The sequence below is a fragment of the Pseudomonas sp. 1L-C-7-B-C1 genome (assembly GCF_057291635.1).
In genome coordinates this window covers 44,708-65,733 of the sequence record NZ_JBXAWH010000018.1, presented here as the reverse complement: position 1 = coordinate 65,733, position 21,026 = coordinate 44,708, and the positions used below count along the sequence as shown (strand labels likewise).

Below are 21,026 nucleotides of genomic sequence, written 5' to 3'. Positions count from 1 at the left end.
GATTCGGAGGCCCGATGCCTGCGCTCTACATCATGATTCCGGTGGCGCTGCTGATTGTGGCGGTGGCCATTTATATTTTTTTCTGGGCGGTGGACAGCGGTCAGTACGACGACCTCGACGGCCCGGCTCATAGCATTTTGTTCGATGACCAGGATGCGGGGCATAAGGCCGGGGTAAATGAGGCGTCGGGGAAAAAAGATCAGGCATCAGTAAGGACCGGGTCAGGTGAGTAATCCTAATTCCATGTTGCGTTCAGCGACGCCATCGCGAGCAAGCTCACTCCTACAGGGGTATGTGTTCTCCTGGAGGAGTCAGCTTGCTCGCGATGGCGTACTGACGCTCACCGGAAAGCTTTCGGATAGCGCCTATGCCTGACCTCCTCCCCCAACTCCTCTCCGCCCTCGTACTGGGCTTGCTCGGCGGCGGCCATTGCCTGGGCATGTGCGGCGGGCTGATGGGCGCGCTCACCTTTGCCATCCCCAAGGAGCAACGCGGAAGACGCCTGCGCCTGCTGATGGCCTACAACGTCGGACGTGTTTTCAGCTACGCCTGCGCGGGATTGCTGACGGGCATGCTCGGCTGGGCCGTCGCCAACAGCCCGGGGGCGATGCTGTTGCGGGTGATCGCGGGGTTGCTGATGATCACCATGGGCTTGTACCTGGCCGGATGGTGGAGCGGCCTGACCCGCATCGAAGGTCTGGGCCGCGGGGTTTGGCGTTACCTGCAACCGCTGGCCCGCCGCTTGATGCCGGTGTCGACGACGCCCCGGGCGTTACTGCTGGGCGCGGTATGGGGCTGGCTGCCGTGCGGGCTGGTTTACAGCACTTTGCTGTGGTCGGCGAGCCAGGGCGATGCACTGCACAGCGCATTGCTGATGCTCGCGTTCGGGGTCGGTACCTGGCCGGTGCTGCTTGCCACGGGCCTGGCCGCCGAGCGCATCACCGCCCTGCTCCGTCGTCGAAGCGTGCGCGTGGCGGGCGGGCTGCTGGTGATTCTGTTCGGCCTGTGGACACTCCCCGGCCCGCATCAACAGTGGCTGATGGGGCACACGCCTCACACGATGAATCACGAAATGAATCCCGCCATGGATCATTCAGGCATGGTCCACGAGAAATCCCACCTTCCCATCCATTGACCCAGATCAACGCCTTGATCTGAGCCCTCCCTACACTTCCCGCACCGCCATCCTCATCGGGAATGCCCCCATGCTCGACGACCTTCGTTGGGATTCTGAACTCATCCGCCGCTACGATCTGGCGGGGCCCCGTTACACGTCCTACCCCACCGCCGTGCAATTTCATTCGCAGGTTGGCGCCTTCGAACTGCTGCAGGCACTGCGCGACAGCCGTAAGGCGTCGCGGCCGTTGTCGCTTTACGTGCACATCCCGTTCTGCGCCAACATTTGCTACTACTGCGCCTGCAACAAAGTCATCACCAAGGACCGCAGCCGCTCGCAGGCGTACCTCCAACGGCTCGAACGCGAGATCAGCCTGATCGCCGCCCATGTCGATGACCGTCAGGTGGTGGAGCAATTGCACTTCGGCGGCGGCACCCCGACCTTTCTCAGTCACGTCGAACTGCGCCAGCTCATGGCCCATTTGCGCCAGCACTTCACTCTGCTGGACGACCACTCCGGCGACTACGGCATCGAGATCGACCCGCGTGAGGCGGACTGGTCGACCATGGGCCTGCTGCGCGAGCTGGGCTTCAACCGCGTCAGCCTCGGCGTGCAGGACCTCGATCCGCTGGTGCAGCGGGCGATCAACCGTTTGCAGAGCCTTGAAGAAACCCGCGCCATCGTCGAAGCCGCGCGCACCCTGCAGTTTCGCTCGGTAAATATCGATCTTATCTACGGTCTGCCACTGCAGACGCCAGAGGGCTTTGCCCGCACCGTCGAGCAGGTGATTGCGCTGCAGCCCGACCGGCTTTCGGTGTTCAACTACGCCCACCTGCCCGAGCGCTTCATGCCCCAGCGGCGCATCGACACCGCTCAGTTACCCGGCCCGGAGCACAAGCTGGAGATGCTCCAGCGCACAGTCGAACAGTTGACCGGCGCAGGCTATCGGTACATCGGCATGGACCACTTCGCCCTGCCCGATGACGACCTCGCGATCGCTCAGGAAGTAGGCACGCTGCAGCGCAATTTTCAGGGCTACACCACCCATGGCCACTGCGATCTGATCGGTCTTGGCGTCTCGGCCATCAGCCAGATCGGCGAGCTGTACGCCCAGAACACCAGCGACCTCAGCGAGTACCAGACCTTGCTGGCCAGCGACCAACTGGCAACCAAGCGCGGTCTGCGTTGCACCGAAGACGATCAGCTGCGGCGCACCATCATCAGCCAACTGATCTGCCACTTCCGCCTGGATTTCGCCCCTGTCGAGAACGAATTTTCCATTCACTTTCGAGAACATTTCCGAGAGCAGTGGCCTCAGTTACTGACCATGGCCACGGATGGGCTGATTCATCTGGACCCGACAGGTATCACCGTCACCCCGGCGGGGCGTCTGCTGGTGCGCTCGATCTGCATGGTGTTCGACACTTATTTGGCCGCGCAGAACCGTCAGCGCTTTTCCCGGGTGATATAGGCACAAGTGATATAGGAACTTTCCGCCTGGCGCGGAGGAATCATTTCTGGCCATGGAGGGCGCGTGGTAGTCGCAGGGTTGACCGCTGGGTTACCCTTACGACTTATGTGTGTTTCTGCAAAAGGAATTACCCGATGTCTGAGCCAGTCAAACTCCGCGCTCACACCCAGGCTCACTGCAAGGATTGCAGCCTGGCCCCGTTGTGCCTTCCGCTTTCATTGAACATGGAAGACATGGATGCGCTGGACGAAATCGTCAAACGCGGCCGCCCCTTGAAGAAAGGCGATTTCCTGTTTCGCCAGGGCGACACTTTCAATTCCGTCTACGCCGTGCGTTCCGGCGCGCTGAAAACCTTCAGCCTCAGTGACAGCGGCGAAGAACAACTCACCGGCTTTCACCTGCCCAGCGAGCTGGTCGGGCTGTCCGGGATGGACGCCGAAGCGTATCCCGTCACCGCCCAGGCCCTTGAGACCACGTCGGTGTGCGAAATCCCCTTCGAACGACTGGACGAGTTGTCGGTGCAACTGCCGCAATTGCGTCGCCAGTTGATGCGGGTGATGAGCCGGGAAATTCGCGATGACCAACAGATGATGCTGCTGCTCTCGAAGAAAACCGCCGACGAGCGCATCGCCACGTTTCTGGTCAACCTCTCCGCCCGCTTCCGCGCCCGGGGTTTCTCGGCCAACCAGTTCCGCCTGAGCATGTCGCGCAACGAGATCGGCAATTACCTGGGACTGGCGGTGGAAACCGTGTCCCGGGTGTTCACCCGCTTTCAGCAGAACGAGTTGATCGCCGCCGAGGGCAAGGAAATCCAGATCCTCGACCCGATTCAGCTCTGTGCGCTGGCCGGAGGATCGCTGGAAAGCTGATGCATCATGGCCCGGGCGGGCTTAGACTGGCGTCTTTTGAGTCATGTCCTGCCCGAGATCCTTATGATTTTCGACGAAGTCAGCATCAAATCCCTCATCCGCCCTGTGGTGGACTTCCCCAAGCCCGGCGTGATTTTCCGTGACATCACCCCGCTGTTCCAGTCACCCAAGGCCCTGCGCCTGGTCATCGACAGCTTCATCCAGCGGTACATCGATGCCGAGTTCACTCACGTCGGCGCCATGGACGCGCGCGGGTTTCTCATCGGCTCGATTGTGGCCTACGAACTGAACAAACCGCTGGTGCTGTTTCGCAAACAGGGGAAATTGCCGGCGGACGTGCTGGCCGAGGCCTATCAGACCGAATACGGCGAAGCGCTGCTGGAAGTCCACGCTGACAGCTTGTGCGACGGGGATTCTGTGGTGATGTTCGATGACCTGATCGCCACCGGCGGGACCCTGGTCGCCGCCGCCAACCTGATCCGCCGCATGGGCGCCAAGGTTCACGAAGCCGCTGCGATCATCGACCTGCCTGAGCTGGGCGGTTCACAACGCCTGCGCGACATGGAAATCCCGACGTTCTGTTTGACCCAGTTTGCGTTGACAGATAAGTAAGAAGCCACCCGCGGACGACGTCTGATCACAGCACCAGACGTCAGGCCAGCTGACACTGCTGCTCCTGAGCGAACACGATATTGTGGGAGTGAGCTTGCTCACGAAGAGGCCGGTACCGCCGCCAGATATCTAGCGGTAGGAAGGCCACCTTCGCGAGCAAGCTCGCTCCTACAGGTCCTGCATTCGCCGCAAGACAGCGGCGCGTATTGAAGACAGGGAACATGCCTACAACTGAATCGGCTTGCGCCCTGCGAACGAGTGCGCCAGCGTGCCGCCGTCGACCAGTTCCAGCTCGCCACCCAGCGGCACGCCGTGGGCAATGCGCGAGGTGACCAGGCCTTTGTTGGTCAGCAGTTGGGCGATGTAGTGCGCCGTCGCTTCGCCTTCGACCGTCGGGTTGGTGGCGAGGATGACTTCGGTGAACGAGCCCTGCTCTTCGATCCGCGCGACCAGTTGCGGGATGCCAATGGCTTCAGGCCCCAAACCATCCAGCGGCGACAGGTGGCCCTTAAGCACGAAATAACGCCCGCGGTAACCGGTCTGCTCCACCGCATACACGTCCATCGGGCCCTCGACCACGCAGAGCAGCGTGTCGTCGCGCCGGACGTCCGAGCATTGCGGGCAGAGTTCTTCTTCTGTGAGGGTGCGGCATTGTTTGCAGTGACCAACGCCTTCCATCGCCTGACTCAGCGCCTGGGACAGACGCGAGCCACCACTGCGATCGCGCTCCAGCAGCTGCAACGCCATGCGCTGGGCGGTTTTCTGACCGACGCCGGGGAGAATGCGCAGGGAGTCGATCAACTGGCGAATCAGGGGGCTGAAGCTCATTGGAGAAACGTCCGACAAAAACACGAGACGCGGTTTATACCCGCGCCTCCGATTACCGTCAAATCAGGGTCATGAGACCTTGACCACCAGCTTGCCGAAGTTCTTGCCGTCAAGCAGGCCAATGAACGCATCCGGCGCGTTCTCCAAGCCTTCCACCACGTCTTCGCGGAACTTCACCTTGCCGTCCTTCACCAGCGGAATCATGGCCTGCATGAATTCGTCCAGACGGTCGTAATACTCCTCGTAGACGATAAAGCCCTGAATCTTCGCGCGCTTGGTCAGCAGCGTGCGCATCAGCAGCGGCAGCCGATTCGCCCCTTCTGGCTCGCTCTGGGCGTTGTAATGGGCGATCAGGCCGCACAGAGGCACCCGCGCACGCTCATTGAGCAGCGGTATGACCGATTCCAGCACCTTGCCGCCGACCAGTTCGAAATAGATGTCGATGCCGTCCGGCACGGCCGCCTTCAGCTGCTCGGCGAAGTCGTCGCTGCGGTGGTCGATGCAAGCGTCAAAGCCCAGCTCGTCAACCACATAACGGCATTTGTCTTCACCACCGGCAACGCCCACCACCCGCAGGCCATTGAGCTTGGCCACTTGGCCGACCACCGAGCCGACCGCCCCGGACGCTGCCGCGACGACCAGGGTCTCGCCCGCTTTCGGCTTGCCGATGTCCATCAAGCCCATGTAACCGGTGATGCCCGGCATGCCAAGAACGCCCACTGCCATGGACGGGCTGGGCAGATCCTTCGGCGCCATCAACAAGTTGCTGCCATCGGAAATGCTGTGGGTCTGCCAGCCGGTTTGGCCCACGACAAGATCGCCTTCCTTGAACTTCGGGTTGCGCGACTGCTCGACCACGCTGACCGCACCGCCTTCCATGACCGCGTCGATCTCTACCGGTGCCGCGTAGGACGGGGCGTCGCTCATGCGACCGCGCATGTAGGGGTCGAGGGACAGATAGAGCGTGCGCAATTGCACCTGGCCGTCTTGCAAATCAGGCAGCGCCTCGCGCTCGAGTCGGAAGTTTTCCGGGGTCGGTGCGCCCTGGGGACGGGATGCCAGGACCACACGCTGGTTGAGGATCAATTCTTGCGTCATCGGATTGGGCTCCATGATGAAGGGTTGCGAGGGTATAGAAAGCAGACCGTGGGCGGCGGGACGGGTTCGGTCGGATGTGGGATTCCATATGACGCGCGTAATGCGGGCGGTCTTGGTGCCGTCCGCAAACAAAAATGCCAGGCGCGAGGGCCTGGCATTCGGGTGTCGCTACAGCGGTCCGATCAGAACGGCATCTTCATGCCCGGCGGCAGTTGCATGCCGGCGGTCATGCTGGCGGTCTTTTCCTGGCTGGCCGCTTCGATCTTGCGCACAGCGTCGTTGACGGCTGCGGCGATCAGGTCTTCGAGAATTTCCTTCTCTTCCTGCATCAGGCTGTCGTCCAGGCTGACGCGCTTGACGTCATGACGCCCGGTCATGACCACGCTGACCAGACCGGCGCCAGACTGGCCGGTCACTTCAGCGTTGGCCAGCTCTTCCTGCATCTTGGCCATTTTTTCCTGCATCTGCTGAGCCTGCTTCATCAGGCCTGCCATGCCACCTTTCATCATGGGAGTTACTCCTCGGAAGTCATTGGATAGAAAGTCGTTGAACAATAAGAGGCGCCCTATCAGCTTAGCGCCCCCGGGAATCATCGGGCGTGGACTTACGCCTGGGTCGGCGCATCCACCGGAACAATAGTGTCATCGCGAATCGACGCACCGAACTGCTGCATCATCTGCTGGATGAACGGATCGCCGTGGATCGCCGCCTCGGCCTGCTTCTGCCGATCGGCACGCCGGCGCGCCGCTGCCTGAGCCGGGGTTTCCTGCTCGGGCTTGATCAGTTCAATACTCAGGTTGAGGGTGCGTTCATGGTATTGGTTCAGCGCGTCATTCAATCGGCGCTGCTGGGTCGAGTTGAACAGCGCGCTGTGGGCCGGATCCAGGTGCAGCAGCCAGTTGTCGCCCTCCACCGACATCAGCGTGCAGTTGGCGGCGATGCTGCCGGTCATGCCGGAGATCGGCAGTTTCGGGAACAGCTCAAGCCACTCCGCTGCAAGCCCGGTGGCAGGCTTTGCGGCCGGCAACAGCTCGGGCTCCTTCTCCACCGCTTCGACGGCTTCGTGGGCCAGGTCATCGAGATAGGCGAACGACGCCGGATCGATGTCGATGTCCGGTTCGTTGTAGTCGTCATCGGGCGGCGGCTCGTCGTCGCGCTCCATCGGCGCAGGCACGTACGGCGTCGCGTCGGGCACGTGCTCGATCATCTGCGGCGTTACGGCGTCGGCGGCGGCTTGCCTTTGCTCTGGCGACTCGACTTCAGGCGCTTCAGGAACAGGGCTCGCAGGGATCGGTGCCGGCATGGGCGTCAGATCCGGCTGCTCGGCGACGGTGTCGAGGACGGGCTCCGGAATATCGGCGACGGCTTCGGAAGCGGGCTGCGAAGACGGCGCTGGTTCAAGCTCGGGCTCGGGCTCGGGCTCGGGCTCGGCAGTATGGGCTGGCGGCGCGGCCTTCGGCTCGTTCCAGGGCAGATCGATCTCATCCTCGGCCTTTGCCTTCGCAGGTCGAACGTCAGGCACGGCCACTGGGGCAGGCTTGTCGATAACCGGCGCTGGCGACGGGGCGGTGACAGGATGGGGTGTTGCGGATGCTGAACGCGCCACCGCTGTCCGGGAATCAACCGTGGCCGGGTTGATCCCCACTGACTTTAACGGTTGCGTCGGCGCGTTGTCGGCGTCTGCGGGCCGGAACGCCAGCATCCGCAGCAGCACCATCTCGAAGCCGCCACGGGGGTCCGGCGCCAACGGCAGATCGCGGCGACCGATCAGGCCCATCTGGTAATAGAACTGCACGTCTTCGGCGGGCAATGACTGGGCCAGCGCCAGTACGCGATCGCGATCGCCGTGGCCGTTAGCGACCCCCTCAGGCAACGCCTGGGCGATGGCAACCCGGTGCAATACGTTGAGAATCTCCGAGAGCACGCCGCTCCAGTCCGGGCCCTGCTCGGCCAGGTGACGCACGGCTTCGAGCAACGAGCGGGCATCGCCTTCGATCAGCGCCGCGAGCACGTCGAACACCTGACCGTGGTCCAGCGTGCCGAGCATGGCGCGCACGTCGGCCGCCAACACTTTGCCTTCGCCGAAAGCAATTGCCTGATCGGTCAGGCTCATGGCGTCACGCATCGAGCCATCGGCCGCGCGACCCAGCAGCCACAGCGCGTCGTCTTCGAAAGGAACGTTTTCCACGCCAAGGACGTGGGTCAAGTGCTCGACCACACGCTCAGGCGTCATGTTTTTCAGGGAGAACTGCAGGCAGCGCGACAGAATGGTCGCGGGCAGTTTCTGCGGATCGGTGGTCGCCAGGATGAACTTGACGTAGGGCGGCGGCTCTTCCAGCGTTTTGAGCAACGCATTGAACGAGTGGCTGGAGAGCATGTGCACTTCGTCGATCAGGTAGACCTTGAAACGGCCGCGACTGGGCGCGTATTGCACGTTGTCGAGCAGCTCGCGGGTGTCTTCGACCTTGGTGCGGCTGGCGGCGTCGATCTCGATCAGGTCGACAAACCGGCCTTCGTCGATTTCGCGGCACACCGAGCATTCGCCGCAGGGCGTTGACGTGATGCCGGTTTCACAGTTAAGGCACTTGGCGATGATCCGCGCGATGGTGGTCTTGCCGACCCCCCGCGTGCCGGTGAATAAATAGGCGTGGTGCAGGCGCTGACTGTCCAGCGCGTTGATCAAGGCCTTGAGCACATGGGTCTGGCCGACCATTTCGCGGAACGAGCGCGGACGCCATTTACGTGCAAGAACCTGATAACTCATTGAAAACCGTCGCGACTGGGTTGCGGAAGACCGCCAATGCTAGCGGAGCAGGGGCAAAATTGCATCTGATGTCCGCTGCTTTCGCTTTATGATGGCTGGCCTGGCTCCGCAAAACGGTCCTAAGTAAGGTCTCCACCACGGGAACCCTGACCGGACGTCGCGAAGCGACAGCAGGCCTTGATCGTCGCGCTGTTATTTCGAGGGATCCGGATGCGAGTGTGGATGATGAGTGCCATGGGGCTGTTGAGCGCGTCTGCGGCGGCAGATGGTCCGCCGCTGCGTTTTGCCGTGGCCGACAGCTGGTCGATGCCGCTGATGCAGGTGGGGCCCAACGGACCCGAGGCCGGTATCCTTTTCGAGATCATGGAAAGCCTGGCCCGACAGATCGGCCAGAACGCCCAGTACCGCGTCTATCCGCGCCTGCGTGTGCAGGCGGCTACCGAGCGCGGTGAAGTCGATGTGCGCTGTTACGCCGCGCAATCCTGGTTGCCGGACATGTCGGGCGACTACACCTGGAGCCTGCCACTGCTGACCCAGCGCAACGTGCTGGTCGCCAGCGCCTACGACACCGCGCCTTTTCAGTTGAGCGCGATTCTCGGAGACCACATCGGCACCGTGCTGGGCTATGCCTATCCGGTGCTGGACCCGCTGTTCGCCACCCGCGACCTGATCCGCGAAGACGCCAGGCTGCAGGAGCAAGTGCTGCCCAAGCTTTCGGCCCACCGCTACCGTTACGCCGTGGACACCCAGTGGTCGCTGGACTGGTACAACCGCGACCGGAAAGCCGACGAGAAACTCAAGGCCGTCTGGGTCATCGATGAGCAGCCTGTGGGATGCGTCGCCCGCAACGACCCGAGCGTACCGGCGCAACGCATCATGCGCACGCTGCTGAGGATGAAAATGTCCGGGGAAATCGAGCGGATCGCCGAGCGGTATCAGGCGCATTCGGGTAATGCAGCAGACCCGTATTGAGCCTGCGCCGTTTTCCTATCGTGGGACTGGCGCCGATTGTAGGACCGGCTTTAGCCGGGAAAGCGTCACGCGTCACACCGCAAATTGGATGTCGCCTGCGGTGGACCTTTCCCGGCTAAAGCCAGTCCCACTAGGGGGGCGCGCCTATCGCTGTAGCCATCCCGTCATATTCCCTCGCTAGGCTCCGGCGACACATGTTGTAACAACTCGACCTGCGAGCGCCCCGCCATGAGCAAAAAACCGGAAGATCCCGCACAGGCTTCGGCCCCCCAGGCGCCTGTGGACGGCAGCCGTCGACGCTTTCTGGGCGGCGTTGCGGTACTGGGCGCAGGTGCGACCCTCAGTGGCGTGGTAGGCGCCGCCGAAGCAGCCGTTGAAGGCAAGCCAGCGGCTGACACGATGCTGACCGGCCCGGCGCTGGACCAGGCGCTGAAAGACAACGTCAAAACCATCGTGGTCATCTACGGCGAAAACCGCAGCTTCAATAACCTGTTCGCCAATTTCCCCGGCGTCGAGCGTCCGCTTTCCGCCGTGAAAGCCGACCAATATCGCCAGCGCGACCGCGACGGCAAGGTCCTCGACAACCTGCCGCAGTGCTGGGGTGGCGTCTGCCAGATTGGCCCGCAAAGCGTCGACGGCGTGACCTACGCTACAGGCGTGCAGTATCAGGAAAACCTGCCCAACGCGCCCTTCCCCCTCAAAGGCCCGGGCGGTGAAGACCTGCCATTGAGCGTCGTCACCCGCGACCTGTGGCACGTGTTTTATCAAAACCAGATGCAGATCAACGGCGGCAAGAACGACGCCTTCGTGGCGTGGGCGGATTCCGGCGGCTTGACCATGGGCTACTACGCCCAGACCCAATATTCCCTGCGCTTGTGGGACGTCGCCAGGGAGTTCGTGCTCTGTGACAACTTCTTCCAGGGCGCATTTGGCGGCTCGTTCCTCAACCATCAATACCTGATCTCGGCACGAGCGCCCTTTTACCCCGACGCGGCAAACTCCCCGGCCAAGTCGCAGATCGCCGTGCTGGAGAGCAGCGATCCTCTGGACTATCGCCTCAAACCCCTGGAGAAATCACCGGCCAGCGCCATGACCGGCCCGCCACAATTCGGCCCGAGCGCGCTGACGCCCGACGGCTACGGCGTCAACACCATGGCCCCGCCCTACTGGCCGACCTGGCTGCGTGACAAGGAAAAACCGGACTATTCGCAGCCCGGGCTGGCCAACGTGCTGGTGCCGCAGACCCATGACCACATCGGCGACAAGCTGTCGAAGAAGAACGTCGACTGGGCCTGGTACGCCGGCGCCTGGCAGGTGACGCTGGACGAGTACAAGGACTCGACCGGCATACCGAAAATCCCGAATTTCCAGTATCACCATCAGCCGTTCAATTACTTCAAGCAGCAAGGCCCGGAGAACCCGGGCGAGCGCCACAAGCGTTTGCGTGACGGCGGACTGGGGGATGAGTCGAGCACCAATAAATTCCTGGCCGACGCCGAGGCCGGCAAGTTGCCGGCGGTGACCTTCTACAAACCCCAGGGCAACCTCAACATGCACGCTGGGTATGCCGACGTGGCTGCGGGGGATCGACACATCGATCGCGCGATCAAAGTGCTGCGCAACAGCCCGCAGTGGAAGAACATGGTGATTGTGATCACGGTCGACGAAAACGGCGGCTGGTGGGACCACGTTGCGCCGCCGAAAGGCGATCGCTGGGGACCGGGCACGCGGGTGCCGGCGATCGTGATTTCACCCTTCGCGCGCAAGGGCACGGTCGACCATACGGTGTACGACACCGCCTCGATCCTGCGTCTGGTTACGCGGGTGCATGGTCTGGAGAAGCTGGACGGATTGACCGAGCGCGACAACGCCATGGCCGCGCGCGGGCAGACGCCGATGGGTGATCTGAGCAACGCGCTGCAGTTTCCGGTGTAGCGGTGACTCATCCACCGCTAATAGGCGGTAGCTTCCCCGTAGTTCGGACGCGGCGCTATCGCGAAGCAAACACGGTCCATGTGGGAGTGAGCTTGCTCACGAAAGCGGCATTTCAGCCGCTGAAGATTTAGCGGACTTACCGGCCTCCTCGCGAGCAAGGTGGACCGCCACCCCGGTCGCTCCCACAATTCCTGCGTCTACGGGCACATTTGGGGTGTTGTCACGTTCGATGACCTTGATTACTCCTGCCGGCGGTGCGCTCGTTCGGCAAGCAAACCGTCAACACCGCCAGCACCACCGCGACCCCCGCAATCACCCCATACACCGCAACGAACGAACCGCTCAGACTCGCCAGCAGCCCGGCGCAGTAATTGCCGAGCATGCCGCCGACGCCCTGCATGATGTTGGCGATGCCGAAGATGGTCACGGCCAGCGCCGCGCCCCTTGCCATCTTCGACACGTACGCCGGGATCAGCCCGAAGATCGGGTAGAACGCCACGGCGAACACGACCCCTGCCACCAGCGGCCAGTAACCGGTCGGCGCAACGACCAGAATCACCGCCGCCGTCGCCACGCAGACGTACACCAGCAACATCGCCGCCCGCAGGCCGATGCGGTCCGATAGCGCGCCAAGCGCCAGGCCGCTGAACATCCCGACGAAGCCGATGCTGGCCCAGATCTGCGCGGTGTACTCGACACCGAAATGCAGCTCCGTGCGCAGGTAGGACGACAGGTAGTTTTGAAACGGAAAGGTCGAGAAGCCGATCAGAAAATTCATCGACCAAACTGTGTACACCCAACCCTGTAGCGCCTCACGCAGTACGCCTTTGCGTGGTGCGCCATCACTGTCGTCCTCGGGTTCGCGAACAAGCAACCGCGCGCGCTTGAATACCAGAAAGACCCCGGCCACCAGCACCAGGGTGATCAGCCCGACGATCCACCACACCGTGCGCCACTCGCCTTGTGGCGCATAAAAAGGCACCAGCAGGCTGTTGATGAACACCCCATAACTGGTGCCGCTCGACACCAACCCCATGGCCATGCCGCGGTATTTGTAAGGCACGGCTCGGGCGATCACGTCGACCATCGGCACGAACACGGTCGCCGCCGTGCCTGCCAGAATCGTCAGCAGCAGACCGATCAGCACCACGCTCTGCGCCAGGGGCAAAAGCAGCAAGGCCAGCGCGCAGACGGCGCCCGACCCGAAGATCACCCAGCCGCCGCCAACACGAGGCGTCAGCCATGCCGCCAGTAACGCGCTGGCGAGAAACCCGGCCTGCCCCGCTGCGGTAATGGTGCCCACATAGGCGATGTCGAAGCCCAGGCTGGCACGCATGTCCGGCACCAATTGGGCAAAAAGGTAGATTCCGAAACCGTAAGTGGCGGCCACTAGTCCGGTGAGCAGCAGCACAATCAGTGCATTGACACGCATTGTCGGCATCCTTGCTGATGGCCGTCGCGGGCGCGGCGGCGCAGGTCGACCCCTAGAATCACTTCTGGGTCAAGCAACAGGCTAGCTGAGAACTCGAGGGTTACTGGCAGGGAAAGGCGTTTTTCAACGCCGCGACGACCAGCACTGATTCGTTCAGATGCAAGCTCTCGGGATGAGCCTGCAGGGACTGCACAATGATGCGCATCGACTGAATCATCGGAATGCCGCCCTCAGGCACGCACACCAGCCGGGGCAGTCCGCCCGCTTCGTGGAACAGATCCAGGGTGTCCATCGTCGCTTGCAGCACCCCGACGCAATGCCCGACACCCACGCCATTCTGCGCCACGCCGCCGCTCATGCTGTTGATGCCGTCCTGGCATTCGAGCAGCAACTTGTTGCCGTCCGCCAGAGCGCCAGCGCTGAGGCACAGCGCGAATAACGCCGACGCGCCCGCGATCGATTTACCCATCAGCGTAGCCACAATTCCTTCACCGAATGGTCCGACGCCTTACGCACGACAAGGCTGGCGCGCTCGCGGGTCGGCAGGATGTTCTCCAGCAGGTTGGGCCGGTTGATGTCGTGCCAGATCTTGCGCGCCGCGTCAGGGGATTTCTCCGGCGGCAGGTCGGCCAGCTCGCGAAAGTAGGCGCCTCGCGCGCGGAACGCGGTGCGTTGCAGCATCAGAAAGCGCTCGACGTACCAGCGCTCGATGTCGCCTTCTTCGGCGTCCAGATAGATTGAAAAATCGAAGAAGTCCGAGACGATGCTGCCCGGCTTCTGGCCGTCATTGCCCTCGGTCTGCAACACGTTCAGCCCTTCGAATATCAGGATGTCCGGCTGGCTGACCTTGAAGAACTGGTCCGGGACGATGTCGTAGCTGATGTGGGAATAGACCGGGGCGGTGATTTCCGGCGTGCCAGCCTTCAGGTCGGAGAGAAACTTGACCATGCGCTTGCGATCGTAGCTTTCCGGAAAGCCCTTGCGGTGCATGATGCCATCGGCGACAAGCCGGGCATTGGGATGCAAAAAGCCGTCGGTGGTGATCAGATCGACCCGGGGATGATCCGGCCAGCGCGCCATCAGCGCCTGCAACACCCGGGCGAAGGTGCTCTTGCCGACCGCGACGCTGCCCGCCACCGCGACCACGTAGGTCTGACGTTTGGCGGGGCGCCCGAGAAAGGTGTCCTTGATGCTGTCGAGATTGCGCGCGGCGCTCACGTGCAGATTGATCAGGCGCGACAACGGCAGGTAGATGTTTGCGACATCCTCCAGCGAAATGTCCTCGTTCACCCCGCGCAACGCGGCGAGGTCTTCTTCGGACAACGTCAATGGCGTACTGGCGCGCAGCCCCGCCCACTCCGCGCTGCTCATTACCAGATAGTCATCAGGGGCCATCAATCGCGTTCCAGTCAGGTGTCCATATCGACAATGGTGCGAAGACTATCGTATTGATCCAAATGGAGGGCAAATTTATTTGGATCTGCCAGGGCGATTGGGCTACCTCCAAGTGTCCAGAGCCAGACGATACGGCGCCGGGTCCGGCTTGCAGAATAGGGCTACACCGCCTGCAATCGCTTGAGAAACACTTGATGGCGATCCCCGCCCCAGACCATGACTTCAGGGCCCGCAGGTTCTTTGAGTTCGTCCCGGAAAACCTGCCACAGGCTAGGCTGCACGATGAGATTTCCAACTCAAGAGGGGAACACCGTATGAAATTGCTATCAGCTGAAATCAAGCTTCTGCTCGCCCTTCAAGCAGGACAGTCTGTGGTCAAGGGTGACGAGGCGCACGCACTTCGCCAGTTGATCGCTAAAGGGTATGCAGCGGGCAAGGACGCTTCTGATGAAAACGGGGACGCGTTCATCGAAGCGCGTTTGTCGCCATCAGGCCGGGAGATTGTGAGCGAACTTTATACAGACGAATGAAAGTCCAGCCGCCTGAGCATGAGGTCAGAGCTTGATTGCGGCAGCACGGGAATATGTTCAGTGGTGCTTTCGGCGGATGGCAAGACCTCAACAAACGTTGCGGCTGTACGCGGTGAGCAGCTCGAAGAGTACGAGCTTGAAGGGGCTGATGGATGGAAGTGTGATGGGGTGTCGGTTGCCATTGTTGTGATTCCTGAGTTCAGGGGTGGCAGCCGGTGGATGCCCGGCCAGTCAGCGGTATCAGCATCGGCGGCGTTTTCGCGAGGGGCCCATTTTAAGCCGCTGATGTCACCAGCGACCTCGCACGGACCAGGTCTATGATTCAGCGTGACTTAACGACAGGGTGGTCGATTCAGCCTTAAGTGTTTCTAGCCGACAGAGTTTTTTGCCGTGACTGCCAACTTGCTCTTCCGCCCGCTGGCAACGCATTCAAGCGTATGCCGGCGCATGCAGCCTCTAATAAGGAACCGATTCAACTGTAGTGGGAAATCACACCCTTCAACTGGTCGGAGAAGCTATAGATATCGTCGACCGAATCAATTGCATGCCGGGTTTCATTTTTCTCACGATCAAAAATACCTAGGTACTTTTGGGTCCGATTGAAATGCAGCCGGCATATGGGTTTCCGATTGTTGTCATCGAGCAGGATGCCGAAGTAGCTCTGGGTATCCCGATGCACAATACGTTTCGCGTCAACAACCGACCTGACGATTGCCTTAACGACATGGAAGCCTTCCAGCTCTTCAAGCGTGGTTTGTACACGATCATCCTCGGTCTCTTCCACCGGCTCGCTTGCTGGGCTGCTATCCACCGGCGCCATGGCGAACGTCGGCTGGATCGGGCCACTAATAGCCGACTTAAGGCGGTCATTGACTTGATCGCCCAAGAACTGTGCAGCTGCCTTTCGCGTCAACACTGCGAATTGCTCGCGAACTTTCTGTGTAATGATCCCTTCATAAACGCGTGCCGCGAAAAACTTAATAAACTCATCGTCAGGTTTGGTGAACTGAGCGGCTATCTCCCTCTTTATCTGGCCTACGTACTTTAGCTCTCCAGCCGCGCTGATAATGGAGTCGACGTCGAAAGCGGATTTCGTGAGTTTCTCCAATTCAGGCAACGCGTGTTCATCGAGATCGAGCAGATCCAGCTCCAGAAACGGTTTGTCGTCCATTTTATTTGGCGCATCGAGGTCGGTATAAAACCGATAGACCCGTCCGTTTGTGAGTATGGAAATACGTGCACTGGTCACATGGAAATAACGGAAAAGTTGACTCGCGTGATTGATATGAAGGGGCTCACCGATTTTCTTGCATTCGATCAGGATTTGTACCTCGCCATTTTTCATAATGGCGTAATCGATTTTCTCCCCCTTTTTTGTACCTACATCGCAGATGTACTCTGGCACCACTTCCAGCGGGTCAAACACATCGTAGCCAAGTACTGAATTGATGAACGGCATCACGAATGCTGTCTTCGTCGCCTCCTCAGTCTGGATGGCGGCAGATTGCTGCTGGATTTTGGCTGATAACGCGTTGACTCTCGCTAGAAATTCCATATTTCGCTCCTTGCTCGGGAAAATCAGAGTAGTAGCAACCAACCATACTGGCAATTCAAAATCAGAGCGAAATTTCCAGAATCAGAGAGGTCTTGCAACAACGCCACCACAATCCTACAAAGCGCGATCCAGCAATACCTAAAACTCAATGCAAAAAGCTCAAAGACTTAACGACGTGGTCACTTCTATCGATCAGATGAAAAGGCCAGAAGTTTTTTTAAATTTTCCACAGTGCAGGTATGTGTGCAGCCGACCGAAACGATCACAAATAAATGGAAATATCGAAGGGCGTAAGCACCCATACTGCAGACGGTCGCATAAAAACGCGATGCAGTCGGTAGTGGTAATCGGAGAGGGAAATGGCGGAGCCAGGGAGGGGGCTCGTTATGGAGGCAACCCCACCAGCCACACCCCGGCACACAATGTTCCCGCTGTGGCTGCTGCCTTCCGGCTCTGACCAGGTTCACGGGTAATCGTTGCGGGGGGACCGATGGGGTCACCATAACGACGCTCGCCAGTGGCGAGCCGCGCCATTGTACCGGTCTCGCGCGAAGTTACAACCTCTTGTTTCAGATTAAGATTTCGAGCGTATCCAAGCCCTCGCGGTGTGCATGACGCAGCCAACAAACCGCGGGATGCGGCACAATGGGGCCTGAATTTTTACCGCCGGCAAGCCAGTGGCTTCCCCCTGCCCGAGCCCACCAGGGCGCAAGACCCAGGAATCACCGATGCAGTTCGTGCTCACCCGCTACGAATCCCTCTCCCCCACCCAGCAGCGCCAGTTGCTGGAGATCGCGCTGCTCCCCGAGCAGGTCCGCCACGTCGGCGACATCCATGGCGGTCTGCACACGCTGACCGCCCGTCCCGTCGTCGACCGGCAAGGCTTCGTACTGCTGATCGACGACATCCCCCGGGGCTTTTTCGTCCTCAAGCGCAGGTCGCTGCTGCCGGACTGGGCACGTGACCGCCCGCGCATCACCACCACATTGCACGCGCTGATGATTGATAAAGGGTTTCAGGGGTTAGGACTGGGCAAGCAGTGCCTGCGCGCGCTGCCCGAATTGACGCAGGCGTTATGGCCAGACACCGAGCAATTGATGCTGGCGGTGGAGGCCAGCAATCACCCGGCGCGCCAGCTGTACCTGGCGCTGGGTTGGCAGGATTTGCCCGAAAGCGATGCGGCTCACGCCAGCGTTGAGCGGTTGATGCTGCTCCCGCTGTAACGCTCAATGGGCCAGAGAGCGCAACTGCCGGACCTTGCCGCTGCGCTCGACGTTCATCCAGTGCTCGAGGGCGGTGACGGTCATGGGCCGCGCGACGAGGAAGCCTTGCACTTCGTGACAACCCAGTTCGCAGAGAATTTCGTAGACGCCTTCGGTTTCCGCGCCTTCCGCGACGACGCGATAACCAAGGCGCTTTGCGAGGTCGACGATGGCTTCCACCAGGCCGCGGTCCTTGTCATTGCTGTCGATGTTTTCCACCAGCGACTTGTCGAGCTTGACCGTGGTGGCCGGCAATTGCCGCAGGTACGTCCAGTTGCTGTAGCCGGTGCCGAAGTCATCGATGGCGATGTCGATGTTCAATCCACGCAGGCGCTCCAGCTGCAGGCGGGTCACTTCAGGGTTGTCGCACAGCGCGCTTTCGGTGAACTCAAGTTCGAAGCCGCTCGGATCAAGATCGCTGATCGACAGCTGCTCAAACAAGGCGTCGCTGAACGACGAGTTTGCGAGGTCGATGGCCGATACGTTCATCGCCACTTTGAAGGCGTAGCCCTGCGCCTGCCAGATCACCGCCTGGGCGACGGCCTTTCTCAACACCCAGAGGCTGAGCGAGCGAATCAGCGCGGTCTTTTCCGCCAGCGGGATGAACTCCGCCGGACTGATCGGACCCAGCACCGGGTGCTGCCATCGCAACAGCGCTTCGACGGTCACAATGCGCCCGGTCGCCACTTCCAGCCTTGGTTGATAGACCAGCGACAGTTGATCCGGGCTGCGGACGGCCTCGGCCAGCGCCGCCAATAGCAGAAAGGCCCGTTGCTGGGCGAAGTCCAGATGGGGCTCGTACCACCGCCAGCCCGTCGACTTGCCGCGGGCTTCGTCCGCGGCGCTGACCACCAGCCGAATCCAGTCCCGCTCATCGCAGCGGTCCAGGCCCAACGGCAGCACGCCGATGCCGACATCCATTTGAATGGGGATGTTGCGGCAGATCAGCGGCCGCCGAAAATGCTCGAGCAACTGCCGAAACAGCAGCTCGGCCTGCTCCGGGCGCGCGTTTCGGGTGATCAGCGCGATGCGCGTGGGGCTGACCTTGTACAGCGCGGTATCGGCAGGCAACTGGCTGCGGCAGTTCTCGATCATGCAGCGCACCAGCTCCTGGGCGAAGCTGTAACCCAGCGCTTTGACGATGCTGTCGAGAAACGCGGGCGCCACCATGTCCAGCGCGACCAGCGCGAATTTGCGTCGATCCGCCAGAGCGCCGAGGTCTTCTTCGAGGCGCAGGCGGTTAAACAGGCCGGTGGGCTGGTCGACGTAGCTGGCGTGGCGCAGGTTGTTGAGCCGCTTCATGACTAACTGGCCATACATCTCCAGCATCGCCAGGTCGCGCGGGCCCAGTGGCGGCCGAGGTATGCTGTCGATGATGCACAGCGTGCCCAGGGCCAGGCCGTCGGCAGTCACCAGGGGCACGCCGGCGTAAAAACGGATGTGAGGCTCGCCGGTCACCAGTGGGTTGGCGCTGAAACGCGGGTCAAGGATCGCGTCAGGGACCTGAAACGTCTCGTGGCCAAGGATGGTGTACGCGCAGAAGGCGATTTCGCGAGGCGTCTCGCGCTCATCAAGGCCTGCCCGTGCCCGAAACCACTGGCGGTGCGCACTGACGATGGAAACAAGGGCGATGGGGACCTCGAAATAATGGGTCACCATCGAGACAATGTGATCGAGCACATCGTCGGCCGTCGCATCGATGAGCCCCATGTGGGTGATGCGCGAAAGCCGGGAACGCTCGTTTTTGGGCAATGGAGCACGGGTTGCCATAACTGAAATCCCTTTTAGACCGCTTCGCAAACCGCTTCGCCAGTAGTATCAAAACGATATGTATAGGGAAAATACCACCGCTTTTTGTGCGATGCAGGCGTCGCGGACAAGCGGCGATTCCCTTTCACCGCTTCGTACCAGAGGACAATTTGCAGTCACCCACATGGGTGATTTATTGCGCATGCAGGACCTCATCCGCCTTGCCGCCCGCACCCTGTATGACCAAATGGATGAAATGCAGTTTGGTGATGACGGCCGGCGGCAGCACGAACGGATAGAAATCCGCCTGGCCCATGGCGCGGGACAACTCGTTGAGCATGCCGGCCAGCTCGATCCACGCATTGACGAAAGAGAGGAACGCCGGCCCGCCCGGATGCTGAGGGTCGTACAAGGTTTCCAGCAGGAACGGCTGGTAGTCGAGGTCCATGTCCCGAGCGCTCATGCCCAGGCTGAGTGCGGTGTCGACGGCGTCCATCATGTGCAGGTAATGCGCCCAGGTTTCCGCCCAGTCTTCCCACGGGTGCATGGTCGCGTAAGCGCTGACGAAATTCTGCTGCCAGTCGGCGGGCGCGCCGTTCTGGTAGTGGTGATCAAGGGCGTCGGCGTAACTGGCACGGTCATCGCCGAACAGGTGGCGGAATCCGTCTTGCCAGTAAGTGTCGGCGATCAGACGATCCCAGTAGTAATGCCCCACCTCATGACGGAAATGCCCAAGCAGCGTGCGGTAGGGTTCGTGCATCTGCACACGAACCTTCTCACGGATCGCATCGTCGGCTTCTTCGACGTTGAGGGTGATCAGGCCACTGGCGTGCCCCGTGGTGGGCAGGTTGCCTTCCAGGTCGACGCCCAAAAATTCGAAGGCCAGCCCACGCTCTTCATCCACGCTTTTCGGAATGACTTGAAGCCCGAGGGTGATCAATTGCGCAACCAGCCGGCGCTTGGCGGTCTCGATCTTGCCCCAGCGCTCGGGGTTTTCCGGCACGGACAGGTCGGGGATGGTCTTGTTGAGGCTACAGGCGATGCAGAAATCTCCGGCATTCGGCGCCGGAAACACCCAGTTGCAGGCGGCTGCCGTGTCGAGGTTGGCGCAACGGCGGTAGAGCCCGGCCTGGGGCTCGTCGGTGAGACGCCAGGTCTGCGCCTCGGGGCCCGGTTCCAGCGCGGCAATCTTGCTCTGCTCCGGGAGATACCCCAGCGCAGACGAACAGGCCAGGCACTGACTGTTGCGGAAAAACACCGACTGCCCGCAATGGCATTGCCAGACCTTGCTGTTGCGCTTGCTCTCACCGGCGAACGGCGCCGCGATCCGTGTGCTGAGTTGTTCGAAGAACTGGAACATGGCGATATCCTGATGGGGCTGCAAGCACTAGATTCCCCAGGGTGACCGGGGTTCCGTGGGATTTTCTTACTCTTGGG

Annotated in this window: 19 protein-coding genes and 1 other RNA gene; 9 read left to right on the top strand and 11 right to left on the bottom strand. The window is 61.1% G+C overall.

The window, feature by feature from the left end; all coding sequences use genetic code 11:
- The first annotated feature begins 14 nt into the window (after window positions 1-14).
- From ccoS to AC0Z8Z_RS23930, 5 genes are all read left to right on the top strand, one after another.
- The gene (gene ccoS, locus AC0Z8Z_RS23950) at window positions 15-233 is read left to right on the top strand and encodes a cbb3-type cytochrome oxidase assembly protein CcoS (RefSeq protein ID WP_485620770.1); all 219 of its coding nucleotides are present in this window, start codon (window positions 15-17) and stop codon (window positions 231-233) included.
- A gap of 134 nt (window positions 234-367) precedes the next feature.
- Window positions 368-1,135, top strand: coding sequence for a sulfite exporter TauE/SafE family protein (locus tag AC0Z8Z_RS23945; protein ID WP_485620769.1), 768 nt, complete (start codon window positions 368-370; stop codon window positions 1,133-1,135).
- Window positions 1,136-1,205: 70 nt separating this feature from the next.
- Complete coding sequence (hemN, locus tag AC0Z8Z_RS23940) at window positions 1,206-2,588, top strand: oxygen-independent coproporphyrinogen III oxidase (RefSeq protein WP_485620768.1); 1,383 nt, start codon at window positions 1,206-1,208, stop codon at window positions 2,586-2,588.
- Between the two features lie 134 nt (window positions 2,589-2,722).
- The gene (fnr, locus tag AC0Z8Z_RS23935) at window positions 2,723-3,457 is read left to right on the top strand and encodes a fumarate/nitrate reduction transcriptional regulator Fnr (RefSeq protein ID WP_122537282.1); all 735 of its coding nucleotides are present in this window, start codon (window positions 2,723-2,725) and stop codon (window positions 3,455-3,457) included.
- A 63-nt stretch (window positions 3,458-3,520) separates the two neighbouring features.
- Window positions 3,521-4,069: an adenine phosphoribosyltransferase gene (locus AC0Z8Z_RS23930; protein WP_122622664.1), complete on the top strand. Its 549-nt coding sequence runs from the start codon at window positions 3,521-3,523 to the stop codon at window positions 4,067-4,069.
- Between the two features lie 225 nt (window positions 4,070-4,294).
- Here the strand turns inward: AC0Z8Z_RS23930 and recR are convergent, their stop codons facing one another.
- The 4 genes from recR to dnaX form a co-directional block, all read right to left on the bottom strand.
- Entirely contained in the window at window positions 4,295-4,897 is a 603-nt protein-coding gene (gene recR, locus AC0Z8Z_RS23925) for a recombination mediator RecR (RefSeq protein ID WP_065988697.1), read from the bottom strand.
- A gap of 69 nt (window positions 4,898-4,966) precedes the next feature.
- A complete protein-coding gene (locus AC0Z8Z_RS23920; protein WP_485620767.1) occupies window positions 4,967-5,995 on the bottom strand; it encodes an NADP-dependent oxidoreductase in 1,029 nt (342 codons plus the stop codon).
- Between the two features lie 182 nt (window positions 5,996-6,177).
- Window positions 6,178-6,504: a YbaB/EbfC family nucleoid-associated protein gene (locus AC0Z8Z_RS23915; RefSeq protein WP_065988699.1), complete on the bottom strand. Its 327-nt coding sequence runs from the start codon at window positions 6,502-6,504 to the stop codon at window positions 6,178-6,180.
- Between the two features lie 95 nt (window positions 6,505-6,599).
- Window positions 6,600-8,759, bottom strand: a complete 2,160-nt coding sequence (dnaX, locus tag AC0Z8Z_RS23910) for a DNA polymerase III subunit gamma/tau (RefSeq protein ID WP_485620766.1) — start codon at window positions 8,757-8,759, stop codon at window positions 6,600-6,602.
- A gap of 234 nt (window positions 8,760-8,993) precedes the next feature.
- On the opposite strand from dnaX, the gene AC0Z8Z_RS23905 reads away from it, so the two are divergent.
- The gene (locus AC0Z8Z_RS23905) at window positions 8,994-9,731 is read left to right on the top strand and encodes a substrate-binding periplasmic protein (RefSeq protein WP_485620765.1); all 738 of its coding nucleotides are present in this window, start codon (window positions 8,994-8,996) and stop codon (window positions 9,729-9,731) included.
- Window positions 9,732-9,959: 228 nt separating this feature from the next.
- On the top strand, window positions 9,960-11,666 hold the full coding sequence (locus tag AC0Z8Z_RS23900; protein WP_485620764.1) for an acid phosphatase: 1,707 nt from the start codon (window positions 9,960-9,962) through the stop codon (window positions 11,664-11,666).
- Window positions 11,667-11,886: 220 nt separating this feature from the next.
- On the opposite strand, the gene AC0Z8Z_RS23895 is transcribed toward AC0Z8Z_RS23900, so the two are convergent.
- The 3 genes from AC0Z8Z_RS23895 to coaA all read right to left on the bottom strand — a co-directional run bounded on the left by AC0Z8Z_RS23895 (window position 11,887) and on the right by coaA (window position 14,493).
- Window positions 11,887-13,098 (bottom strand): MFS transporter, encoded by a 1,212-nt coding sequence (locus AC0Z8Z_RS23895; protein ID WP_485620763.1) that lies wholly within the window; start codon window positions 13,096-13,098, stop codon window positions 11,887-11,889.
- Between the two features lie 100 nt (window positions 13,099-13,198).
- Window positions 13,199-13,567, bottom strand: coding sequence for a Rap1a/Tai family immunity protein (locus tag AC0Z8Z_RS23890; RefSeq protein WP_485620762.1), 369 nt, complete (start codon window positions 13,565-13,567; stop codon window positions 13,199-13,201).
- Window positions 13,567-14,493: a type I pantothenate kinase gene (coaA, locus tag AC0Z8Z_RS23885; RefSeq protein ID WP_074889248.1), complete on the bottom strand. Its 927-nt coding sequence runs from the start codon at window positions 14,491-14,493 to the stop codon at window positions 13,567-13,569. Before coaA ends, AC0Z8Z_RS23890 begins: the two co-directional genes overlap by 1 nt.
- Window positions 14,494-14,807: 314 nt before the next feature.
- Here coaA and AC0Z8Z_RS23880 point away from each other — a divergent pair, with 314 nt between their 5' ends.
- Window positions 14,808-15,023 (top strand): hypothetical protein, encoded by a 216-nt coding sequence (locus AC0Z8Z_RS23880; protein ID WP_485620761.1) that lies wholly within the window; start codon window positions 14,808-14,810, stop codon window positions 15,021-15,023.
- A 472-nt stretch (window positions 15,024-15,495) separates the two neighbouring features.
- Here the strand turns inward: AC0Z8Z_RS23880 and AC0Z8Z_RS23875 are convergent, their stop codons facing one another.
- Window positions 15,496-16,578 (bottom strand): type I restriction endonuclease, encoded by a 1,083-nt coding sequence (locus tag AC0Z8Z_RS23875; RefSeq protein WP_485620760.1) that lies wholly within the window; start codon window positions 16,576-16,578, stop codon window positions 15,496-15,498.
- Window positions 16,579-16,974: 396 nt separating this feature from the next.
- Window positions 16,975-17,071: signal recognition particle sRNA small type (gene ffs / locus AC0Z8Z_RS23870), an RNA gene on the bottom strand.
- A gap of 235 nt (window positions 17,072-17,306) precedes the next feature.
- Here ffs and AC0Z8Z_RS23865 point away from each other — a divergent pair.
- Entirely contained in the window at window positions 17,307-17,801 is a 495-nt protein-coding gene (locus AC0Z8Z_RS23865) for a GNAT family N-acetyltransferase (protein WP_485620759.1), read from the top strand.
- A gap of 3 nt (window positions 17,802-17,804) precedes the next feature.
- Here AC0Z8Z_RS23865 and AC0Z8Z_RS23860 read toward each other — a convergent pair whose 3' ends face one another.
- Window positions 17,805-19,610 (bottom strand): putative bifunctional diguanylate cyclase/phosphodiesterase, encoded by a 1,806-nt coding sequence (locus AC0Z8Z_RS23860; protein WP_485620758.1) that lies wholly within the window; start codon window positions 19,608-19,610, stop codon window positions 17,805-17,807.
- 172 nt (window positions 19,611-19,782) lie between these two features.
- On the bottom strand, window positions 19,783-20,949 hold the full coding sequence (locus AC0Z8Z_RS23855) for a zinc-binding metallopeptidase family protein (protein WP_485620757.1): 1,167 nt from the start codon (window positions 20,947-20,949) through the stop codon (window positions 19,783-19,785).
- Between the last annotated feature and the right edge of the window lie 77 nt (window positions 20,950-21,026).